Annotated in this window: 22 protein-coding genes; 12 read left to right on the forward strand and 10 right to left on the reverse strand. The window is 64.2% G+C overall.

The window, feature by feature from the left end:
* The first annotated feature begins 118 nt into the window (after positions 1 to 118).
* Complete coding sequence (locus K8M09_RS12730; RefSeq protein WP_229341870.1) at positions 119 to 1,048, forward strand: DMT family transporter; 930 nt, start codon at positions 119 to 121, stop codon at positions 1,046 to 1,048.
* Between the two features lie 3 nt (positions 1,049 to 1,051).
* On the opposite strand, the gene rutR is transcribed toward K8M09_RS12730, so the two are convergent.
* Positions 1,052 to 1,702 carry an HTH-type transcriptional regulator RutR gene (gene rutR / locus K8M09_RS12735; protein ID WP_160786330.1) on the reverse strand — a complete coding sequence of 217 codons (651 nt, stop codon included), beginning with the start codon at positions 1,700 to 1,702 and terminating at the stop codon, positions 1,052 to 1,054.
* A gap of 271 nt (positions 1,703 to 1,973) precedes the next feature.
* Between rutR and K8M09_RS12740 the strand changes: the two genes are divergently transcribed.
* The 11 genes from K8M09_RS12740 (at position 1,974) to K8M09_RS12790 (ending at position 14,995) form a co-directional block, all read left to right on the forward strand.
* Entirely contained in the window at positions 1,974 to 3,224 is a 1,251-nt protein-coding gene (locus K8M09_RS12740) for a Zn-dependent hydrolase (RefSeq protein ID WP_160786331.1), read from the forward strand.
* A 99-nt stretch (positions 3,225 to 3,323) separates the two neighbouring features.
* Complete coding sequence (locus K8M09_RS12745) at positions 3,324 to 3,518, forward strand: hypothetical protein (RefSeq protein WP_160786332.1); 195 nt, start codon at positions 3,324 to 3,326, stop codon at positions 3,516 to 3,518.
* Positions 3,519 to 3,529: 11 nt separating this feature from the next.
* The gene (gene hydA, locus K8M09_RS12750; protein WP_160786333.1) at positions 3,530 to 4,984 is read left to right on the forward strand and encodes a dihydropyrimidinase; all 1,455 of its coding nucleotides are present in this window, start codon (positions 3,530 to 3,532) and stop codon (positions 4,982 to 4,984) included.
* Positions 4,984 to 5,361, forward strand: coding sequence for a hypothetical protein (locus K8M09_RS12755; protein WP_160786334.1), 378 nt, complete (start codon positions 4,984 to 4,986; stop codon positions 5,359 to 5,361). Before hydA ends, K8M09_RS12755 begins: the two co-directional genes overlap by 1 nt.
* 232 nt (positions 5,362 to 5,593) lie before the next feature.
* Positions 5,594 to 6,388 (forward strand): ABC transporter ATP-binding protein, encoded by a 795-nt coding sequence (locus K8M09_RS12760; RefSeq protein ID WP_160786335.1) that lies wholly within the window; start codon positions 5,594 to 5,596, stop codon positions 6,386 to 6,388.
* A gap of 41 nt (positions 6,389 to 6,429) precedes the next feature.
* The gene (locus K8M09_RS12765; protein WP_160786336.1) at positions 6,430 to 7,314 is read left to right on the forward strand and encodes an ABC transporter permease; all 885 of its coding nucleotides are present in this window, start codon (positions 6,430 to 6,432) and stop codon (positions 7,312 to 7,314) included.
* Positions 7,311 to 8,180, forward strand: a complete 870-nt coding sequence (locus K8M09_RS12770; RefSeq protein WP_160786337.1) for an ABC transporter permease — start codon at positions 7,311 to 7,313, stop codon at positions 8,178 to 8,180. Before K8M09_RS12765 ends, K8M09_RS12770 begins: the two co-directional genes overlap by 4 nt.
* 22 nt (positions 8,181 to 8,202) lie before the next feature.
* Positions 8,203 to 9,195 carry an ABC transporter substrate-binding protein gene (locus K8M09_RS12775; RefSeq protein ID WP_160786338.1) on the forward strand — a complete coding sequence of 331 codons (993 nt, stop codon included), beginning with the start codon at positions 8,203 to 8,205 and terminating at the stop codon, positions 9,193 to 9,195.
* A 357-nt stretch (positions 9,196 to 9,552) separates the two neighbouring features.
* Positions 9,553 to 10,710, forward strand: coding sequence for an efflux RND transporter periplasmic adaptor subunit (locus tag K8M09_RS12780; RefSeq protein ID WP_229341873.1), 1,158 nt, complete (start codon positions 9,553 to 9,555; stop codon positions 10,708 to 10,710).
* 139 nt (positions 10,711 to 10,849) lie between these two features.
* The gene (locus tag K8M09_RS12785; protein ID WP_160786340.1) at positions 10,850 to 14,161 is read left to right on the forward strand and encodes an efflux RND transporter permease subunit; all 3,312 of its coding nucleotides are present in this window, start codon (positions 10,850 to 10,852) and stop codon (positions 14,159 to 14,161) included.
* A 150-nt stretch (positions 14,162 to 14,311) separates the two neighbouring features.
* Complete coding sequence (locus K8M09_RS12790) at positions 14,312 to 14,995, forward strand: Crp/Fnr family transcriptional regulator (RefSeq protein ID WP_160786341.1); 684 nt, start codon at positions 14,312 to 14,314, stop codon at positions 14,993 to 14,995.
* Between the two features lie 6 nt (positions 14,996 to 15,001).
* Here the strand turns inward: K8M09_RS12790 and K8M09_RS12795 are convergent, their stop codons facing one another.
* The 9 genes from K8M09_RS12795 to K8M09_RS12835 all read right to left on the reverse strand — a co-directional run bounded on the left by K8M09_RS12795 (position 15,002) and on the right by K8M09_RS12835 (position 22,023).
* The gene (locus K8M09_RS12795; protein ID WP_160786342.1) at positions 15,002 to 15,616 is read right to left on the reverse strand and encodes a glycosyltransferase family 29 protein; all 615 of its coding nucleotides are present in this window, start codon (positions 15,614 to 15,616) and stop codon (positions 15,002 to 15,004) included.
* A gap of 7 nt (positions 15,617 to 15,623) precedes the next feature.
* Positions 15,624 to 16,004 carry a lysozyme inhibitor LprI family protein gene (locus K8M09_RS12800; protein ID WP_160786431.1) on the reverse strand — a complete coding sequence of 127 codons (381 nt, stop codon included), beginning with the start codon at positions 16,002 to 16,004 and terminating at the stop codon, positions 15,624 to 15,626.
* A gap of 38 nt (positions 16,005 to 16,042) precedes the next feature.
* Entirely contained in the window at positions 16,043 to 16,297 is a 255-nt protein-coding gene (locus K8M09_RS12805) for a DUF1272 domain-containing protein (protein WP_160786343.1), read from the reverse strand.
* Between the two features lie 207 nt (positions 16,298 to 16,504).
* A complete protein-coding gene (locus K8M09_RS12810) occupies positions 16,505 to 17,623 on the reverse strand; it encodes a branched-chain amino acid ABC transporter substrate-binding protein (protein ID WP_160786344.1) in 1,119 nt (372 codons plus the stop codon).
* A gap of 113 nt (positions 17,624 to 17,736) precedes the next feature.
* A complete protein-coding gene (locus K8M09_RS12815; RefSeq protein ID WP_160786345.1) occupies positions 17,737 to 18,081 on the reverse strand; it encodes a DUF6867 family protein in 345 nt (114 codons plus the stop codon).
* Positions 18,082 to 18,109: 28 nt separating this feature from the next.
* Positions 18,110 to 18,835 carry an ABC transporter ATP-binding protein gene (locus tag K8M09_RS12820; RefSeq protein ID WP_380735078.1) on the reverse strand — a complete coding sequence of 242 codons (726 nt, stop codon included), beginning with the start codon at positions 18,833 to 18,835 and terminating at the stop codon, positions 18,110 to 18,112.
* Positions 18,835 to 19,725 carry an ABC transporter ATP-binding protein gene (locus K8M09_RS12825; protein WP_160786346.1) on the reverse strand — a complete coding sequence of 297 codons (891 nt, stop codon included), beginning with the start codon at positions 19,723 to 19,725 and terminating at the stop codon, positions 18,835 to 18,837. The genes K8M09_RS12820 and K8M09_RS12825 overlap by 1 nt, the downstream gene beginning before the upstream one ends.
* Positions 19,725 to 21,116: a high-affinity branched-chain amino acid ABC transporter permease LivM gene (livM, locus tag K8M09_RS12830; protein WP_160786347.1), complete on the reverse strand. Its 1,392-nt coding sequence runs from the start codon at positions 21,114 to 21,116 to the stop codon at positions 19,725 to 19,727. The genes K8M09_RS12825 and livM overlap by 1 nt, the downstream gene beginning before the upstream one ends.
* A gap of 4 nt (positions 21,117 to 21,120) precedes the next feature.
* Positions 21,121 to 22,023, reverse strand: a complete 903-nt coding sequence (locus tag K8M09_RS12835; protein ID WP_160786348.1) for a branched-chain amino acid ABC transporter permease — start codon at positions 22,021 to 22,023, stop codon at positions 21,121 to 21,123.
* Positions 22,024 to 22,181: the final 158 nt, after the last annotated feature.

Here is a 22,181-nt window from a genome sequence, read left to right on the forward strand (position 1 = left end):
GCCTATGGGCGGCGATTGCGGCTTTCCTGTGGGGGTGGCCGCCACCGCGAAACCGCTTCGCACTTTCTCGCAAATTGCTCTATGACCACACCGCGCCGCAGACAATAGGGTGATTTGCTTGACGAAGCGTATGCCGGCCCGGACGGGCCTCTCCGTTCACGCGACGGGCCGTGAAAAACTCAAGGGCCATCTCGCCATGCTGCTCTTCGCCGTGCTGATCGCCGGCTCCTTCTCCTTCGGCGGGCTGGCCGCACGCTTCATGGATGCCGAGCCGCTGATGCTCTGGCGCTATATCATGACCATCGCCGTCATGGCCGCCCTCGCCTTCGGCTTCTTCCGCGTGCCGGCAAGGTTCCCCAAGGAGGCCTGGCGCTTCCTGCTGCTCGGCGCCCTCATCGCGATCTACATGCTCACCATGTTCATGGCGCTGGAATTCACCAGCCCCGTCGCCACCGGCGCGGTCTTCACCCTCATGCCGCTTCTCAGCGCCGCCTTTGCGCTGCCGGTGCTCGGCCAGAAGACCCGGCCCGGCGTGCTCGCCGGCCTGATCATCGCCGCCGCCGGCGCAGTCTGGGTCATTTTCCGCGGCAATATCGACGCCATCCTGTCCTTCGATGTCGGCACCGGCGAGATGATCTTCTTCATCGGCGTCGTCGCCCATGCGCTTTATGTGCCGCTCATCCGCCGTTTCGACCGCGGCGAGCCGGCCGTCGCCTTCGGCTTCTGGGTCACGGTCGGCGCGACGCTCTGGCTCGTGCCGCCCGGCATCCGCGACCTGCTGCAGGTCGATTTCTCCGCCCTGCCCCTCGCCGTCTATGCAGCCGTCACCTATCTCGCGGTCGTCACCACCGCCGGCACCTTCCTGCTGCTGCAATATGCCTCGATGCGCCTGCCGGCCTCGAAAGTGCTCGGCTACGGCTACCTGACGCCAAGCTTCATCATCCTGCTCGAAGGTCTTCTCGGCCACGGCTGGGCCAGCCTGCCGGTGCTGGCCGGCGCGCTCGTCACCGCCTGCGGCCTCGCGCTCATGGCGCTCCTGCCGGACTGACCGTCAGGCCTGCTCCTCGCTGATGTCGAGGCCGGTCACGAAAAGCTGTTCGAGGAAGCGCGCCGCATCCTCGAAGCGCCCTTCGCCGGACTGGTCCTGTCCCAGCACCGCGCGCACCTGCACGTCGAAGTCGGCATAGTGCTGCGTGGTCGACCAGATCGAGAAAATCAGGTGGTAGGGATCGCATTTGGCGATCTTGCCCGCCTTGGCCCAGGCCCGGATGACCGCAGCCTTCTCGTCGACCAGCGATTTCAGCGGCCCCTTCAACTCGTCCTCGATATTCGGCGCGCCCTGCAGGATTTCATTGGCGAAGAGCCGACTTTCCCGGGGAAAATCCCGCGCCATTTCCAGCTTGCGGCGGATGTAGCTGCGGATTTCCGCCACCGGATTGCCCGCCGCATCGAACTCGCGCAGCGGATCGAGCCAGGTATCGAGCACACGGGTGATGAGCGCCCGGTGCATCGCCTCCTTGGTGCGGAAATAATAGAGCAGGTTCGGCTTGGACATGCCCGCCACCTCGGCGATCTGGTCCACCGTCGCGCCGCGAAACCCGTGCAGCGAAAACACCTCCAGCGCCGCTTCGAGGATCTGCTCCTCCTTCGCTTCCTGGATGCGTGTGCGCCGCTGTGTCTTCGCCGCCCTCGGTAATGCCATCGTGCCCCCTCGGCCATTCCGCTTCCCGAAAAACTGCCGGCAAATTCACCAGTTTAACCAGTCGCCATTTTCTTGGGCGCTTGCCCACGGTTTTTGGTTTTTCGGCTTGAGTGCCGCAACGGAAGCTGTAATGTTTACCAACCGGTCAAATTATCAGACAGTTATCAAGTAAAGGCAACTGCTGATCGGACGGCGCAAAACAACAATCGCGCTGCCAGCCGGTGGGAACAAATCGGGGCTGCAAAAGCCCAAAGACGTGGGAGCATACGACATGGCCGCACCCGGCGAGAACATGCGTGTCAACGCGGACCGCCTGTGGGATTCCCTCATGGACATGGCGAAGATCGGCCCCGGCATCGCCGGCGGCAACAATCGCCAGACCCTCACCGATTCCGATGCCGAAGGCCGCCGCCTCTTCCAGAAATGGTGCGACGCCGCGGGCCTGACGATGGGCGTCGACACCATGGGCAACATGTTCATGACGCGCGCGGGCACGGACCCCGACGCCCTGCCCGTCTATGTCGGCTCGCATCTCGACACCCAGCCGACCGGCGGCAAGTATGACGGCGTGCTCGGCGTGCTCGCGGGCCTCGAGGTCGTGCGCTCGCTCGACGATCTCGGCATCCGCACAAAGCACCCCATCGTCGTCACCAACTGGACGAACGAGGAAGGCGCGCGCTTCGCCCCCGCCATGCTCGCCTCCGGCGTCTTTGCCGGCGTGCATACGCAGGATTATGCCTACGGCCGCAAGGACCCGGAAGGCAAGACTTTCGGCGACGAGCTGAAGCGCATCGGCTGGATCGGCGACGAAGAGGTCGGCGCGCGAAAAATGCACGCCTATTTCGAATATCACATCGAGCAGGGCCCGATCCTCGAAGCCGAGAAGAAGGATATCGGCGTCGTCACCCACTGTCAGGGCCTCTGGTGGCTGGAATTCACGCTGACCGGCCGCGAGGCGCATACCGGCTCGACGCCGATGGCGATGCGCGTCAATGCCGGCCTTGCCATGTCGCGCATCCTCGAAATGGTGCAGACGGTCGCCATGGAGAACCAGCCGGGGGCCGTGGGCGGTGTCGGGCAGGTGTTCTTCTCGCCCAACTCACGCAACGTGCTGCCCGGCAAGGTCGTCTTCACCGTCGATATCCGCTCGCCCGACCAGAAGAAGCTCGACGGCATGCGCGCCCGCATCGAGGCGGAAGCGCCGAAGATCTGCGAAGCGCTCGGCGTCGGCTGTTCCGTCGAGGCGGTCGGCCATTTCGATCCCGTCACCTTCGACCCGGCCCTTGTCGCGACCGTCCGCAAGGCCGCCGAAGACCTCGGCTACAGCCACATGAACATCATCTCCGGCGCCGGCCACGACGCCTGCTGGGCCGCCAAGGTGGCCCCCGCCACCATGATCATGTGCCCCTGCGTCGGCGGTCTCTCGCACAACGAGGCGGAGGACATTTCGAAGGAATGGGCCGCCGCCGGCGCGGACGTACTGCTTCATGCGGTGATCGAGACGGCGGGGATCGCCGAGTAATGCCGCTCGCGGGCAACCCTCGCGAAGCCGACAAGCCACCACGATTTCGAAAATTCAGGGCCTGAACATACACGGCCTGATGTGATCGGGAGAACCAGCATGGCAGGCAAATCCGTTACCTTTACCTTCACCGGTCCAAAAGCCGAGGAGGCCGCAGAAGTGTTGTGGGTTCAATATCTGGATGGGGGACTCGATCAAGAGATCGAAGCACGCCTGGCTAAAAAAGGAATTGAAGATACCGATTACACATGGGTCGATGACACGCGGACAGTTGTCATTTCGACCAAGCAGTAGGAGGCAGCACGATGAGCACAGTCATCAAGGGCGGAACCATTGTCACCGCCGACCTGACCTACAAGGCGGACGTCAAGATCGAAGGCGGGAAGATCGTCGAGATCGGGCCGAACCTTTCCGGCGACGAGGTGCTGGATGCGGCGGGCTGTTATGTCATGCCCGGCGGCATCGACCCCCATGTCCATCTCGAAATGCCCTTCATGGGCACCTATTCGGCCGACGATTTCGAAAGCGGCACACGCGCCGGCCTTGCCGGCGGCACGACCATGGTGGTCGACTTCTGCCTGCCCGATCCCGGCCAGTCGCTGCTCGACGCGCTGAAGCGCTGGGACAACAAGTCGACCCGCGCCAATTGCGACTATTCCTTCCACATGTCGGTGACCTGGTGGGGCGAGCAGGTCTTCAACGAGATGAAGACCGTCGTGGAAGAGCACGGCATCAACACCTTCAAGCATTTCATGGCCTACAAGGGCGCGCTGATGGTGAACGACGACGAGATGTTCGCCTCGTTCCAGCGCTGCGCGGCGCTCGGCGCGCTGCCGCTCGTCCATGCGGAGAACGGCGACGTGGTCGCCGCCATGCAGCAGAAACTGATGGACGAGGGCAATAACGGGCCGGAAGGCCACGCCTATTCCCGCCCGCCCTCCGTCGAGGGCGAGGCGACGAACCGCGCCATCATCATCGCCGACATGGCCGGCGCGCCGCTCTATGTCGTACACACGTCCTGCGAACAGGCGCACGAGGCCATCCGCCGCGCCCGCCAGAACGGCATGCGCGTCTATGGCGAGCCGCTGATCCAGCACCTGACGCTCGATGAAAGCGAATATTTCAACAAGGACTGGGACCACGCCGCCCGCCGCGTCATGAGCCCGCCCTTCCGCAACAAACAGCATCAGGATTCGCTCTGGGCTGGCCTCGCGGCAGGCTCGCTGCAAGTGGTGGCGACCGACCATTGCGCCTTCACTACCGACCAGAAGCGTTTCGGCGTCGGCGATTTCCGCAAGATCCCCAACGGCACCGGGGGCCTGGAAGACCGCATGCCGATGCTCTGGACCTATGGCGTCAATACCGGCCGTCTCACCATGAACGAGTTCGTGGCCGTCACCTCCACCAACATCGCGAAAATCCTCAACGTCTATCCGAGGAAGGGCGCGATCCTCGTCGGCGCGGATGCGGATATCGTGGTGTGGGATCCCAAGCGCTCCAAGACCATCTCGGCGAAGAACCAGCAATCCTCCATCGAATACAATGTCTTCGAAGGCAAGGAGGTCACCGGCCTGCCGCGCTATACGCTGACGCGCGGCGTCGTCGCCATCGAGGAAGGCACCGTCAAGACCCGCGAGGGTCACGGCCAGTTCGTCAAGCGCGAGCCTTTCGCCGCCGTCAACAAGGCGCTGTCGACCTGGAAGGAAATCACCGCGCCGCGCAAGGTGGAGCGCAGCGGCATTCCGGCGAGTGGCGTCTAATGCCCGACGGCCGATCACTCTCCACCCTTCTTCTCGGCCTTGCTCTCGCCGGCCCGGCGGGAGCGGCAGCCGATATCGTCGATGGCAGCTACGGCGACAAGGAAGGCTGCCACTATGCCGAAACCGGCGAATCCTCCGGCGCCGACATCTTCTTCCTGCTCGACAAGGCGGGCGTCACCACCGCCGTTTCCTATTGCGAGTTCCAGGGCGAGGGAACGAAGACCGGCGAGGCCACGACCGTCAAGGCCGGCTGCCACGAGGAAGGCTCGGAAGAGGTCACGCCCTACGAACTGACGCTGACCCCGGGCAAGGATGGCTACACGATCAGCTTCCCCGACGGCACGCGCTGGGGGCCGCTGGCGAGGTGCGGGAAGTGACGGTCAGGCATCCGGCATATCGTCGCCTGCGTGGCAACCACCGCCTCGAAATGCGGCAGAAGCACCACGCACTCCTGCTCGTGGGACACTGTCCGGACGCGGTGCCCCGCACGCCCTCCCGAAAGAATTCCGCACACAGGACGATACGCCAGACAATGCCGATTGCAATGCCGGGAATGGACATGCAGTCTTGCGAAAACCGCGCTGTGCGAGGCGCTGAAAGATGAGCAGCATGGCCCCATCCGATACCGTCGTTGCAGCAAAAGACCTCGGCCTCACCTTCCAGACCGCCGATGGCCCGGTCACGGCGCTCACCGGCGTCAACCTCTCCGTCGAGAAGGGCGATTTCGTTTCCTTCATCGGCCCTTCCGGCTGCGGCAAGACGACATTCCTGCGCGTCATCGCCGATCTCGAAAAGCCGACTTCCGGCACAATCACCGTCAACGGCATGACGCCGGAGGAAGCCCGCCGGCACCGCGCCTACGGCTATGTCTTCCAGGCGGCCGCGCTCTATCCCTGGCGCACCATCGAGAAGAACATCGCCCTGCCGCTGGAAATCATGGGCTATTCGAAGGCCGACCAGAAGGCGCGCATCGAACGCACGCTCGACCTCGTCAACCTCTCGGGTTTCGGCAAGAAATATCCCTGGCAGCTTTCCGGCGGCATGCAGCAGCGCGCTTCCATCGCCCGCGCGCTCGCCTTCGACGCCGATCTTCTGCTGATGGACGAACCCTTCGGCGCGCTCGACGAAATCGTCCGCGACCATCTCAACGAACAGCTCCTGAAGCTCTGGGCGCGCACGAACAAGACCATCTGCTTCGTCACCCATTCGATCCCCGAGGCGGTCTATCTCTCGACGAAGATCGTCGTCATGAGCCCCCGCCCCGGCCGCGTCACCGACGTCATCGAATCCCCGCTACCGAAGGAACGCCCCCTCGGCATCCGCGAGACGCCGGAATTCCTCGAAATCGCGCACCGCGTCCGCGAAGGCCTGCGCGCCGGCCACAGCTATGAGGAGCACGCCTGATGCCGTCCTCCTCTCCATCCTCCCCCGCGAGGCGCTGACCCATGGAACAGGCAAGTTTCCTTCGTGACCGCCTGCTTCCGATAGGCACCGTGCTTATCGCCCTCCTCGCCCTCTGGTACGTCTTCGTCGTCGTGTTGAACGCGCCCTTCGAGCGCGACACGGCCGCGCGCGCCGGCACGAGCATCGGCTTCATGGAACTTCTGCCGAAGACGATGGCGCAGGAGCGCCCGGTTCTGCCCGCGCCGCACCAGGTCTTCGCAGAACTCTGGGACACCACCATCAACAAGGCGATCACCTCCAAGCGCAGCCTCGTCTATCATGCCTGGGTCACCCTTTCGGCAACGCTGCTCGGCTTTGCAATGGGGGCCGTGCTCGGCATCCTGCTCGCCGTCGCCATCGTGCATAACCGCGCGATGGACCGCTCGCTGATGCCCTGGGTCATCGCCAGCCAGACCATCCCCATCCTCGCCATCGCGCCGATGATCATCGTCGTGCTGAACGCCATCGGCATTTCCGGCCTGATGCCGAAGGCGCTGATCTCGACCTATCTCTCCTTCTTCCCCATCGTCGTCGGCATGGTGAAGGGGCTGCGCAGCCCCGAGCAGATTCAACTCGACCTGATGCACACCTACAACGCCTCCGCCGCGCAGACCTTCTGGAAGCTGCGCTGGCCCGCTTCCATGCCTTACCTCTTCACCTCGCTGAAAGTGGCGGTCGCCATCTCGCTCGTCGGCGCCATCGTCGGGGAACTGCCGACCGGCGCGGTCGCCGGCCTCGGCGCGCGCCTGCTCGCCGGCTCCTATTATGGCCAGACGGTGCAGATATGGGCAGCGCTCTTCATGGCGGCCGGGGTGGCGGCGCTGCTCGTCATCATCGTCGGCTTCGCCCATAGCCTCGTCCTCAAGCGCATGGGGGCACGGGCATGAATGTTTCGATCCTGATAGCCGCCGTCGTCTTCTGGCTCGCCGCCTGGGCGTTCAATGAGTGGCTGGTGCGCCGGAAATTCCTGAACCCCGCCGCGGACCGCGCCGCCCGCCTTGCCGTGCCGCTCATCTTCGGCCTCACCATTCTCGTCCTGTGGGAAGGCATCGTGCGGGGCTTCAACATCCCATCCGTCCTGCTGCCGCCGCCGAGCATGATCTGGACGCGGCTGATCAACTCCCTCCCGACGCTCTGGGCGGATTTCCGCCAAACCTTCCTCAAATCCGTGCTCGTCGGCTATGCGCTCGGCTGCGGCCTCGGCTTCCTCGTCGCCATCCTCATCGACCGCTCCCCCTTCCTGCAGAAGGGCCTTCTGCCGCTCGGCAATTTCGTCTCGGCCTTGCCGGTCATCGGCATCGCGCCCATCATGGTCATGTGGTTCGGCTTCGACTGGCAGTCGAAGGTCGCCGTCGTCGTCATCATGACCTTCTTCCCCATGCTGGTGAACACCGTCTCCGGCCTTGCCGCGACGAGCCACATGGAGCGCGACCTGATGCGCACCTATGCCGCCGACTGGTTCCAGACGCTGGTGAAGCTGCGCCTGCCGGCCGCCTGGCCCTTCATCTTCAACGCCCTCAAGATCAATTCCACGCTGGCGCTGATCGGCGCCATCGTCGCCGAGTTCTTCGGAACGCCCATCGTCGGCATGGGCTTCCGCATCTCCACGGAAGTGGGCCGCATGAATGTCGACATGGTCTGGGCCGAAATCGCGGTGGCCGCGGTGGCTGGCTCCGCCTTCTACGGGATCGTCGCGCTCATCGAGCGGGCCGTCACGTTCTGGCATCCGTCTGTCCGCGGTGGACAGGCGTAACAAGAAGAAAGAGGGAACTGACATGAAAACGAAGATCGCATCGCTGCTGCTGGCAAGCGCCTTCTCGCTTGCCGCGTTCCAGGCCGGGGCCGCCGACAAGGTGACGCTGCAGCTCAAATGGGTCACCCAGGCCCAGTTCGGCGGCTACTATGTCGCCAAGGACAAGGGCTTCTACGAGGAGGAAGGCCTCGACGTCGAGATCAAGCCGGGCGGCCCGGATATCGCCCCCGCGCAGGTGATCGCCGGCGGCGGCGCCGACGTCATCGTCGACTGGATGCCGTCTGCCCTCGCCAGCCGTGAAAAAGGCGTGCCGCTCGTCAACATCGCCCAGCCCTTCAAGTCCTCGGGCATGATGCTGACCTGTTTGAAGGAATCCGGCGTCAAGGGACCGGAGGACTTCAAGGGCAAGACGCTCGGCGTCTGGTTCTTCGGCAACGAATATCCGTTCCTGTCCTGGATGAGCCACCTGAAGATCCCGACCGAAGGCGGGCCGGATGGCGTGACTGTGCTCAAGCAGGGCTTCAACGTCGACCCGCTGATCCAGAAGCAGGCCGCCTGCATCTCGACCATGACCTATAACGAATACGGTCAGGTTCTCGATGCCGGCATCAAGCCGGAAGACCTCGTGACCTTCAAGTATGAGGACCAGGGCGTGGCGACGCTGGAAGACGGCCTCTATGTGATGGAGGACAAGCTCAAGGACCCGGCCTTCAAGGACAAGATGGTCCGGTTCGTGCGCGCCTCCATGAAGGGCTGGAAATATGCGGAGGAAAATCCGGACGAAGCGGCCGGGATCGTTCTGGAGAACGACTCGACCGGCGCCCAGACCGAAGCACACCAGAAGTTCATGATGGGCGAGGTCGCCAAGCTGACCGCCGGTTCCAACGGCGCGCTCGACGAGGCCGATTACAAGCGCACGGTGGAATCGCTGCTCGCCGGCGGCTCCGATCCCGTTATCTCCAAGGAGCCGCAGGGCGCCTGGACGCACGAGATCACGGACGAGGCCCTGAAGTAATCCTCGTTTCGAGAACAGGGAACGTGCGGGGGCCTGCCCCCGCACGTTTCGTTTTGCGCGGCTGAAAACCGCATGGCACCGCGCCGCATTGCCATGGAAATGCCAGACGCCTAAAATAATGAGGCACCATTCCGTTGCCCCTTGTAAGGATGACGGACGCCAATTACATAGACCGCACAGTTGGACCGGAACAGGCTGGGGAGCCGTTCCGCATCCACGATACTGGCAGGCAATAGGGTCCGGCAGAACGACAAGAAGATCGCCCGGATCAAGATCATAAAGTTCATGCTTTTTGGGAAAGTTCGGCCTATGGCTTCTGGACGCAGGACAATTCTCTCTTTTTCCGTCGCCGCCTTCATGACGGCCACCCCCGTCCTTGCTCTCGCCGATGAGGCCCCGGGCGATACCGCCGGGCAGCAGCAGACGCAAAATCTCCCGGCAATCGTGGTAACGAGCGCCGAACCGCACGCCATCGTCGACCGCGTGATCGCGACCGGCACGATCCAGGCGGTCGAAGAGGTTTACGTCACGCCGCTCGTCGAAGGCCTTTCCATCCGCACGCTCGCCGCCGATGTCGGCGACAGGGTGGAGAAGGACAGCACGCTCGCCACGCTGAACGACGACGCCCTCCTCCTGCAGAAGAGCCAGACCGAAGCTTCGCTCGCCAAGGCCGAGGCCGCGCTGGCGCAGATCAAGGCGCAGCTTGCCGAAGCCAGGGCCAATGCCGACGAAGCCGTCCGTGCCCGCGACCGCGCGCAGAAACTCGCAAAATCCGGCTCGCAGTCGCAGGCCGCCGCCGACCAGGCCGTTGCGGCCGCGGATGCAGCGCTTGCCCGCGTCACATCCGCCGAGCAGGCGATTGCGGTGTCCGAGGCCGATATCAAGGTGGCCCAGTCGCAGATCGACGATATCGACCTGAAGCTTGCCCGCACCGCGGTCAAGTCGCCGGTCGCCGGCATCGTTTCCGCCCGCACCGCCAAGATCGGCGCGATTGCCAGCGGCGCGGCCTCCCCGCTCTTCACCGTCATTCGCGACGGCGAGATCGAACTGAAGGCCGATGTATCCGAGGATGCGGTGCTGAAGCTCGCACCGGAACAGAAGGTCACCGTCACGCTGGCCGGCGGCGCGGCGACGCTTACCGGAACGGTCCGCCTCGTCGAACCGACGCTCGATCCGCAAAGCCGCCTCGGCCATGTCTATATCCGCTTTGCCGAACCGGATCAGGCACGCGCCGGCATGTTCGCCAGCGCCGAGATCGTCGTCGCCGAGAAGAAGGGCCTCGCGCTGCCGCTTTCCGCCATCACTACGGCGGATGGCAGGACGGTGGCCCGCAAGGTCGAGAACGGCATCGTCACGCTGGTTCCGGTCGAGACCGGCATCCAGGACGGCCAGTTCGTCGAGATCGTCAGCGGCCTTGTCGCCGGCGACGAGGTGGTCGCCAAGGCCGGCGCCTATGTTCGCGACGGCGACCGGATCAACCCGGTGCATGGCGAGCAGGCCTCCGCCACGAAATGACACGAGCGCCCCGCCGCGGCGGGGCCGCTTCCGCAGCCTGCGGGAGCGATGCCGGGCGAGATGTCCGGTGGCATGCGGGTGATCCGGAAAGGGCCGGCACCCGAGCAACATCCGGTCTCTCAACAAGGACTTCGGGGACATGAACTTTTCAGCTTGGTCCATTCGCAATCCGATTGCGCCGCTGCTCGCCTTCTTCCTGCTGATCTATGTCGGCATCCAGTCGTTCTATGCGCTGCCGATCACGCGCTTTCCGAACATCGACGTTCCTATCGTCGCCATTTCCGTGACGCAGAGCGGCGCGGCCCCGGCCGAGCTTGAGGTCCAGGTCACCAAGGAGATCGAGGACGCGGTCGCCGGCATCGAGGGCGTCGACGACATCATGTCGACCGTCACCGACGGCAGCTCCGTGACCTCCGTGCTCTTCGAGATCGAAAAGCCGACGAACCAGGCATTGCAGGACGTCAAGGACGCCATCGACCGCATCCGCAGCGACCTGCCCGCCTCCGTCGAGGAGCCGGTCGTCACCAAGATCGACGTGGAAGGCCAGGCGATCCAGAGTTTCGCCGTCTCCTCGCCCAACATGACGCTGGAAGAGCTGTCCTGGTTCGTCGACGACAAGGTCAAGCGCGCCCTGCAGGGCCAGCCCGGCATCGGCAAGATCGACCGCTTCGGCGGCGCCGACCGCGAGGTGCGCGTCGACCTCAACCCGGACAAGCTCGAATCCTTCGGCATTTCCGCCGCCGACGTGAACCGCCAGATCCGCAGCATGAATGCCGATGTCGGTTCCGGCCGCGGCCAGATCGCCGGCGCCGAGCAGGCGATCCGCACGCTGGGCGACGCCCGCTCGGTCGAAAAGCTCACCAATACGATGATCGCCCTGCCGAACGGCCGCTTCGTGCGGCTTTCCGAACTGGGCAGGATCACCGACACCTATGAGGAGCCGCGCTCCTTCTCGCGCTTCAACGGCAACCCGGTCGTCACCTTCGCGGTCTTCCGCTCCAAGGGCGCGAGCGAGGTGACGGTGGCCGAATCCGTCGCCAAGTCGCTCGACAAGGTGCGGGCGCAGTATCCCGACGTCTCCATCGAACTGGTCGACGACGCCGTCTACTTCACCTACGGCAACTACGAGGCGGCGCTGCACACGCTGATCGAGGGCGCGCTGCTCGCCGTCATCGTCGTGCTGCTGTTCCTGCGCAACTGGCGGGCGACGCTGATCTCCGCCGTGGCGCTGCCGCTGTCGGCCATTCCCACCTTCTTCATCATGGACCTGCTGGGCTTCTCGCTGAACCTCGTCTCGTTCCTGGCGCTGACGCTCGCAACCGGCATCCTCGTCGACGACGCGATCGTGGAGATCGAGAACATCGCGCGGCACATCCGCATGGGCAAGACGCCCTACCGGGCCGCCATCGACGCCGCCGACGAAATCGGCCTCGCCGTCATCGCGACGACCTTCACCATCATCGCGGTCTTCGTGCCGGTCTCCTTCATGCCGGGCATTCCGGGCCAGTACTTCATCCAGTTCGGCCTGACGGTCGCCGTCGCGGTGTTCTTCTCGCTCGTCGTCGCGCGCCTCATCACCCCGGTCATGGCCGCCTATCTCATGCGCTCGGGCGATGCGGACGGCCATGGCGAGGAGGAGGAAGGCCCCTTCATGCGCGGCTATACCTGGCTCGTCAAAAAGACGACGGGCAAGTGGTACACCCGCTATGCGACGCTTGCCGCCGCCATCGCCTTCCTCGTCGCCTCCGTCGCCCTGCTCTCCACCGTGCCCGGCAGCTTCCTGCCGCCGGAAGACGCCTCGCGCGTCGTGCTCTCCGTCGAGCTGCCGCCGGATGCGATGCTGGACGACACGGACCGCACGACCACGCAGATCTACGATCGCGTCAAGAATATCGACGGCGTGCAGAGCGTCTTCGTGCTCGGCGGCTCCTCGCCGAAGGGGGACCTAGAACTGCGCCGCGCCTCGGTGACGGTCATCCTCGACAAGCTCGAACACTCGCTCACCCACAAGCTGGTGAACGACGTGCTCGGCGGCATTCCGGTGATCGGCCAGTATCTGCCGAAGCTGGAGGCCAAGGGCCGCCTGCGCCCGCAATGGGATATCGAGAAGGAAATCTTCGCGACGCTGCGCGATATCCCGGACGTGCGCATCATCAAGCTCAACGACCGCGGCGAGCGCGACCTTGCGTTCAACCTGCTTTCCAACAACGAGGCGGACCTCAACAGCACCGTCGCCGTTCTGGAAGCCAAGCTCCGCGCCGATCCGGTCCTGTCCAATGTCAGCTCGGAAGGCTCGCTGCCGCGGCCGGAACTGCAGATCCGCCCGCGCGACGACCAGATGGCCCGCTTCGGCATCACCACGGCCCAGATATCGGAAGTCGTGCGCGTCGCCACCATCGGCGATATCGATTCCCAGCTCAGCAAGGTCTCGCTCGACGACCGCCTGATCCCCATCCGGGTGCAGGTGGACCGCGGCTTCCGCACCGATCTTGCCGCCATCCGCAACCTGAAGATCCAGACGGCCGGCGGCCAGTTCGTGCCGCTCTCCTCCGTGGCGGATATCGACTATTCGGAAGGCCCCAGCTCGGTGAAGCGGCACAACCGCAACCGCGTCGTCTCCATCGGCTCCGACCTCCGGCAGGGCGTCGCGCTCGACACGGCCACCGCCCGCTTCAAGGAAATCGCCGCCAGCATCGACATGCCGCCGACCGTGCAGTTCGCGGAAAGCGGCGATGCGGAGGTCCAGGCCGAGATGCAGCAATCCTTCGGCAACGCCATGCTGCTCGGCCTGCTTCTGGTGCTGATGGTGCTGATCCTGCTCTTCAAGGACGTGATCCAGCCCTTCACCATCCTGCTCTCGCTGCCGCTCGCCATCGGCGGCGTGGCGGCGGGCCTGATCCTGACGCAGAACGCGCTCTCCATGCCCGTCCTCATCGGCATCCTCATGCTGATGGGCATCGTGACGAAGAACGCCATCCTGCTCGTCGACTTCGCCATCGAGATGATGCACCACGGCATGGACCGGGTGGAAGCCATGATCGAGGCCGGCCGCAAGCGCGCGCGCCCCATCGTCATGACCTCCATCGCCATGTCCGCCGGCATGTTGCCCTCGGCGCTCGGCGTCGGCGAAGGGGGCTCCTTCCGCTCGCCCATGGCCATCGCGGTGATCGGCGGCATCATCGTCTCGACCGTGCTGTCGCTGGTCGTCGTGCCGTCCTTCTTCCTGATCATGGACGACGTCTCGCGCCTTCTCGGCTGGCTGTTCGGCCGCTTCGTCGGCAAGAAGGACGAGGAGCTGCTGGCGATGGAGCCGGAGGCCCTCACCCGCCTTGCCGACCAGACGGCCCGCGACGTCAACGATCTGGAAAAGCGCATCGAGACGCTCGAAAAGAAGAACGGCGAACGCAAGCCCTTCAGCGTGGTGCATCACTCGCCGCTCGCCGCCGAGTAATTCCGCCGCAAACACGAACGGCCGGCCCGGCGAAAACGGGCCGGCCGTTTTTATATTCATTGATCGAAATCAAGTAAGACTTCCCCAACCTCGACTATCGTTCTGTCATCGAAATTCGAACGACGCCTGCGGGAGCATGGAGTGAGATCGATGAACAGGCTGATGAAACCCGGCGCACGGGAACGCGAAACCCTTCTCAATTCGGGCCTTCTGTCCGTGCTCGGCGTGGAAAGCGTGGCGGCGATGATGGAAATCGCGGCCATCGGCAGCCTGCCGGCCCGCCAGATGCTGTTCCGTGAGGGCGAGCCGGCGGATATGCTGCATTGCGTGCTGTCCGGCTATGTCCGCGTCTACAAGCTCGACCCCGACGGGCGGGAGGCCGATGTGGAGCTTTACGGCCCCGGCGACCTGATCGGCGCCAGCGTCGTGCTCGACGGCGGCCGCTACCGCGCCACCGCGCAGGCCGCGGAACCCTCGCTGATCGCCCGGTTCGACCTGAAGCGCGTGCGCGATATCGCCAGCCGCCGGACGGACCTCGCCATGGCCCTCGCCACATCGCTTTCGGGCCAGCTCGCAAGGGCCTTCGCAAGCCTTGCCGACGACCGGCTGCACACCGCGCCGCAGCGCGTCGCGCACTACCTGCTGGCGCATTGCACGGCGGACGGCAAGCCGGCGAGCTTCCGCCTGCCCTACCAGAAGAGCCTCCTCGCCGGCAAACTGGGTCTTGCCCCCGAGGCGCTGTCCCGCGCCTTCTCCATGCTGCGCAATCACGGCGTCAGCGTGCGCGGCCGTCTCGTCCATATCGGCGACCCGGAAGCCCTGCGGCGAATCTGACCGGGGTTACCCGTCGAGGCGTTCCAGTCGCCCGGCAGCGATATGGGCCTCGACCCAGCGCCGCTCCGCGGCGAAGGGATGCCATTGCCAGCCCTCATGGCCGAAGCCGGCTATGCAGACGCGGTCTCCCGCCGCCGCCACACTCTCCAGCACATGGGCGATAGTGACCAGCCCCGAACTCGGCACGACATAGAGTGTGGGATCGAAGGCCGCGAGCGAAACGTCCAGCGCCCGATGGGCCGCGGCCGGAACGATCTTCAGAGACCGGCCGGTCGCCTCGCAGAAAGCCGCAAAGCCGGCCGTATAGTCATCGCAGAAATCGTCGAGGTCGGGGTGGCTGCGCGCGAGCGGGCCGCGCAATGCGGCAAAGGTCTCCGGCGCGCGCACGCACCAGATTTCCCTTGCCTGCCGCACGCTCCCGCTGGCCTTCCATTGTCCCCCTGCCAGCATTTCCAGCGCCGGACGGCCGGTATTGCAGACGGCGACGATATCCGTCCTGACGCCGCCCGGGCCCGCAGAGCGGCAGAGGTTGAACCGGATGACCGTGTCGGCGCTGTCGATGGTCGCCGCCAGCCCTTCCGGAACGGACCCGTTACCGACGATGGCGATCCGGCGCGTCATGCTGCCCCTATCCTTCCCGTTCCACAAATTCTCGCAGTTCCTGCGTCCGGTTGCGCGTCAGCTCGGCAAGGCAGCCTGAAACCAGCATGGCCTCCGCCTGCCCGCCCCGCGCCTGAAAGCCCGCCAGCACGCACTGGCCGTCGCGATAGCCGATCCAGGCGCGCTGGGCGCTCTTCAGCGCATCGGCGGCCGCCGGCTGCCCTTCGTATTCGTCGTCCAGCGCCCGCGCCTTGGCCAGCGCCTTGCGGTATTCGGCGTTGAGGGCCGCATCCTCGGCCTCGTATTCACGGTAGGCGCAATCGTTGAGATCGGGCTGCGCGGTGGCCTTGCCACAGTCGAGCGTCGGAGCGCCATCCTGCGCAAGAGCGGCGATGGCGGAGACGAACAGGACGACCGCCGCAAGACCCGGGCGAAGGGCGGGCACTCTCACGCCGCCCCGGCCGGCTTGCAGCCCTCGGCCTTGAGGACGCGCCGCGTGGCCGGCGGATACTTACCCAGCAGCGCGGCGGGGCGGATGGGGCGCGGCGTGAAGCCGCCGCCGCAGTTGGGGCAGACGCCGCCGAGAACCGTCGAAACGCAGCTAGCGCAGAATGTACATTCGAAGGTGCAGATCATCGCCTCCTCGCTTTCCGGCGGCAGGTCGCGGTCGCAGCATTCGCAGTTCGGTCTCAGTTCCAGCATGGTCCACCGTTCATGGGAAGGCGGGACGGATATTCGTCTCGCGCGAGGATCGAGCCGGATTGTCGGCATGGGCGCGCCGTCGCGCAAGCGCGAAATCGGGCGCGCTCCCGTTTTCCGCCGGGCAAAACGAAAAAGCCCGGCGCGAAGCCGGGCTTGAAAGTCGAAGCGGCCGGGCGGCATGCATGCGCCGCCCGTTCCGTGAACCGATTACTGGTTCTCGACGTAGGTGTACTTGCCGTCGTCACCCTTCTTCCAAGTGTACATGACGTAGTCCGGACGGGTGATGTCGCCCTTTTCGTCGAAGCCGAGTTCGCCGATAGCGGTCTTGAAGGGACCCTTCGCCTTGATGGCTTCGGAAACGGCCTGCGGGTCGCTGCTGCCGGCAGCCTTGGCTGCTTCTGCGATGACCTGGAGAGCGGCGTAGGAGTAGAGCGTGTAGGCTTCAGGTTCGAAGCCGGCAGCGCGGAACTTCTCTACGAGTTCCTTGGCGGACTCGTTCTTACGCGGGTCCGGTGCGAAGGTCATCAGCGTGCCGTCTACGGCGTCGCCGGCGATCGAGGCCAGCTCGTTCGAAACGATGCCGTCGCCCGACATGAAGGTCGCCTTCAGGCCCTGGTCGGCGGCCTGGCGTTCCATCAGGCCGAACTCGGTGTGCAGACCGCCCCAGTAGACGACGGAAACGCCGGCTTCCTTCATCTTGGCGATGAGAGCGGAGAAGTCCTTGTCACCGATGTTGACGCCTTCATAGATGGATTCGGTGATGCCGGCTTCGTTCATCGCCTTCTTGGTTTCGTCGGCAAGGCCCTGACCATACGGGGTCTTGTCGTGCAGGACGGCAACCTTGGCGTCCTTGAAGTTGGCGGCGATGTAGGAGCCTGCTACGGCGCCCTGCTGGTCGTCACGGCCGCAGGTACGGAAGGTGTTCCACAGGCCGCGTTCCGTGTAGGTCGGGTTGGTGGAAGCCGGGGAAACCTGCAGGATGCCGTTTTCGGCGTAGATTTCCGAGGTCGGGATGGAAACGCCCGAGTTGAAGTGACCGACAACGAACTTCACGCCGTCAGCAACGAACTTGTTGGCGACCGAAACGCCCTGCTTCGGGTCGGAAACGTCGTCGCCGAGCACGACCTTGATCTGCTCGCCGTTGATGCCGCCGGCAGCGTTGATGTCAGCGGCCGCCTGCTCGACGCCCTTCTGGATCTGCGCGCCGAATGCAGCGTTCGGGCCGGTCAGCGGGCCGCCGACGCCGATCAGGATGTCGGCCCAGGCGCTGCCGCTGAAAGCGACCATTGCAGCCAAAGCAACAGCCGACATGAGAGACTTCTTCATTGTGTTACTCCCAAAATTTATAGCGGGTTGGTTTCAACCGGTCGCAACACCCGCATTCATTGCGCCGATATCCTTATGCCGCAGCCGGAAACCGGCTGCGGAGTTCCCTCTGGTTACTTGGATTTCCAGGAAAAAGGCGATGCCTTTTCATAGAGCCAGTAGTAGTTGTTGGTCATCTGCCGCGTACGATAGTAGCGATAGCCGAGCGTAGCAAACAACAAAAGCACGACAGTGTCCACGACATAGTATTGCGGCGACACCATGGTGCCGTGGAAGAGCGCATGGTGGATGAAGCGGATCGCCGCGCCGAGAAGAAGCACGTAGACGACCAGCGTCCCGTAGTTCTGCCAGTTTTCCGCAACGCTCTTGCCCGTGCGCCACGCCGTCCAGCCGCCCATGATGACGGTGATGAAGAGGAACTGCCAGATCGACGGTTCTTCGTAGAGAATTCCCTGCATTGTTCTTGTCTCCCCTACCGGATCCGTCTCAGTGCCTGCCGCCTTCGAGATAGGCCGCGCGCACTTCCGGATTGGCCAGAAGTTCCTTGCCCGAACCGCTCATCGTCACCTGTCCGTTGACCATGACATAGGCCCGGTCGGAGAGCTTGAGAGCGGCAAAGGCGTTCTGCTCGACGAGGAACACGGTCAGCCCCTCGGTCTGGTTCAGCACCTTGATCGCGTCGAAGATGCCCTTGACGATCAGCGGGGCGAGACCCAGCGACGGTTCGTCGAGAAGCAGCAGCTTGGGACGCGCCATCAACGCGCGGCCGATGGACAGCATCTGCTGCTCGCCGCCCGAAAGCGTGCCGCCACGCTGGGCCTGACGCTCTTTCAGGCGCGGGAAGAGCGTGAAGATCTTCTCCACGTCCTCGTTGAAATACTTCAGATTGTCGAGGCTCGCGCCCATCTGGAGGTTTTCGAACACCGTCATGCGCGGGAAGATGCGGCGACCTTCCGGCGACTGCGCGATGCGACGGCGGGCGATGAGATGCGTCGGCAGGCGCGTGATGTCCTCGCCATCGAAGATGACGGTGCCGGTGCGGGCCTGCGGGCTGCCGCAGATCGTCATCATCAGGGTCGACTTGCCGGCGCCGTTGGCGCCGATCAGCGAGACGATCTCACCCTTCTTGACCTCGACATTGACGCCGGCGAGCGCGCGGATGTTACCGTAATAGGTTTCCACGCCCTGGACGCTGAGAAGCGTATCGCTCATCAGTGCGGCCCTCCCTGCGTGTCTTCAATCTCTTCGATCACCTCTTCGACCTCATCATCTTCGACACCGAGATAGGCCGCGATAACCTTCGGATCGTTCTTCACATGGTCCGGCGTGCCGTCGGAGATCTTCTGCCCGTATTCGAGCACGACCACATGGTCGGAGATTTCCATGACGACCGACATGTCGTGCTCGATGAGCAGGATCGACGTGCCGCTGTCCTTGCGGATGGAGCGCAGGAGTTCGTTGAGCGCGAGCGACTCGCGCGGGTTGAGGCCGGCGGCCGGCTCGTCGAGGCACAGGAATTCCGGCCCCGTGCACATGGCGCGGGCGATTTCCAGACGCCGCTGCGCACCGTAGGGCAGGTCGCCCGCCGGATCGTCGGCGCGATCGATGAGATCGGCCTTTTCCAGCCAGTAGCGGGCGATATCGACCGATTCCGCCGCGGCCTTCTTGTAGGCCGGCATGCCGAGCAGGCCGAGAACCGTGTAGCCGGAGGCCTTCATCAGCATGTTGTGCTGGGCTACGAGCAGGTTTTCCAGAACCGTCAGGCCCGAGAAGAGCCGGATGTTCTGGAAGGTGCGCGCCACCTTGGCGTCCCGGTTGACCTCGAAGTCGGTCATCCGCTCCAGCAGGAATTCCTTGCCCGCCTTCTGGCGCATGGTGATCATGCCCATGGTCGGCTTGTAGAAGCCGGTCACGCAGTTGAAGACCGTGGTCTTGCCGGCGCCGTTCGGGCCGATAAGCGCGGTGATATCGCCGCGATAGGCTTCGAAGGAGAGGTCGTTGATGGCCATGAGACCACCGAAGCGCATCGAGAGATGCTCGACCTTGAGGATGGGATCTTTCGTCATCGTATTCGTCGCTACCGTATTCGTCAGGGTCGCCATCAGCCGTGCCCTTCCTTGGTGAAGCTGCCGGAGACTGCCTTGCGCTCCTTGAGGAAGGCGGTCGGCTCACGGCTTCCGACGAAGCCGCGCGGCTTCCAGACCATGACCACGACCATGGCGAGGCCGAAGATCAGCATGCGGTAGAGTTCCGGCGTGAAGTCCGGTCCGAAGATGGCCTTGAGGAAGGTCATCTCGCGCAGCAGCTCCGTGCCGCCGACCATGACGGCCGCCGCGATGGCGATGCCGACGAGCGAACCCATGCCGCCGAGAACCACGATGGCGAGGATGATCGCCGATTCGAGGAACACGAAGCTTTCCGGCGAAACGAAGCCCTGGCGCACGGCGAAGAAGGAGCCGGCGAAGCCGCCGAACATCGCGCCGATGGAGAAGGCCGTCAGCTTGGTCGTCACCGTGTTGATGCCGAGCGAGCGGCAGGCGATCTCGTCCTCGCGCAGCGCTTCCCAGGCGCGGCCGATCGGCATGCGGCGCAGGCGGATCGTCACATAGGCGGTGAGCAGGGCCAGCGCCAGGATGAGATAGAACAGGAACACCTTGTAGTAGGCCGAGGACATCGGCAGGCCGAAGGCCTTGGCGAAGTTGTTCGGCGCGCTGACGTCGAAGGACCAGATGCCGAAGACCGAAGCCTTGGGAATGCCCGAGACACCGAAGGTGCCCTTGGTCACTTCCGTCCAGTTGATGAGGACGAGGCGGATGATCTCACCGAAGGCGAGCGTCACGATGGCGAGGTAGTCGCCCTTCAGGCGCAGCACCGGGAAGCCGAGGATCATGCCCCAGAAGGCGGCGAGGATGCCGGCGAGCGGCAGCAGGACCCAGAAGGAGAAGCCGAACTGCTGCGACAGAAGCGCGTAGGAATAGGCGCCCACCGCATAGAAGGCGACGTAGCCGAGGTCGAGCAGGCCGGCGAGGCCCACGACGATATTCAGACCCCAGGCCAGCATCACATAGATGAGGATCTGGATGCCGAAATTGTCGACCCACTTCAGCGAGCCCTGCACGCCGAAGAGCATCATCATCAGCGGCGGATAGAACAGCAGCGCGACGATGGCGATCTTGCTGAAATTGCGCTTGAAGAAGCTCTCTTCCGTGTCCGCGCCGGCCTTCGAGGCGCCCGCGGCCTTGCGGGCGGCAAGGAAGGGACCGAGATAGGCGACGGACAGGAAGCGGCCGACGGCGGCGATGATCACGAAGATCGCGAGCAGCCCCCAGCGCTGGTTCAGCACCAGCTCGTTGCGGATGTTCTGCGTGGTCTCGAGACCGACGAAGAGAACGAAGAGGCCGAGCGAGACGAGGCCGGCAAAAAAGCCCTCGCGCAGAGCCCGCGCCGTCAGGTTCCCGCCGGCGCTCTCATGGGTGTTGGAAATGTTGGACATGAAATCAAACCTTCTCGACTTCCGGTCGTCCGAGAATACCGGACGGCTTGAAGATCAGGACGATGGCGAGGATGGAGAACGTCGCGACGTCCTTGTAGTCGATGGTGAAGTAGGCGGACCACAGGCTCTCGATGAGGCCGATGAGCAGGCCGCCGAGAACGGCGCCCGGCAGCGAGCCGATACCGCCCAGAACCGCAGCCGTGAAGGCCTTGACGCCCGGAATGAAGCCGTCGGTGAAGACGGTCACGCCGTAGTACATCAGGTACATGGTGCCGGCGACGGCGGCGAGCGAGGCGCCCATGATGAAGGTCACGGAGATCGTGCGGTCCACGTCGATGCCGAGCAGCGCCGCCATCTTGCGGTCCTGTTCGGTGGCGCGCTGGGCGCGACCGAGCGAGGTCTTGTTGACGATGTACCAGAAGGTCGTGAGCAGCACGACCGTCAGCACCATGATAATGATCTGCTTGAGCGAGATCGCGATGCCGAAGACGTTGTAGACCGAGGAAACCAGCGGCGGGATCGGCTTGTTGCGCGGGCCCTGGGTAACCTGGATGAAGTTCGACAGCGCGATCGACATGCCGATGGCGGTGATCAGCGGCGCGAGGCGGAAGGATCCGCGCAGCGGCCGGTAGGCGACCTTCTCGATCGTCCAGTTCCACAGCGATGCGGTGAGCATCGCGGCGGCGATCATGACCAGGAGCAGGATGACGACCGGAAGGCCGACGAACACGCTGGTCAGGACGAGGAAGGTGATGAGAGCGGCAAATCCGCCGAGCATGAAGATATCGCCATGGGCGAAGTTGATCATGCCGATGATGCCGTAAACCATGGTGTAGCCGATGGCTATCAGACCATAAATCGAGCCAAGCGTCAGCCCGTTGACGAGCTGCTGGACGAAGTACTCCATATAAATCCCCCGGATGCAGTTCCTGATGGGCCGCATCTCTTGTTTTTGTCGCTCTTTTCGAGCTTGTTTGGACAATGCGGATTCCATACCGCTTTCGATGCAAAAGGGAAGCCCAAAAAGCCCGGATCGACAATTTCTTTGGAAAGAAGCGCCGAATG

The organism is Shinella zoogloeoides (genome assembly GCF_020883495.1).
Taxonomy (GTDB): domain Bacteria; phylum Pseudomonadota; class Alphaproteobacteria; order Rhizobiales; family Rhizobiaceae; genus Shinella; species Shinella zoogloeoides.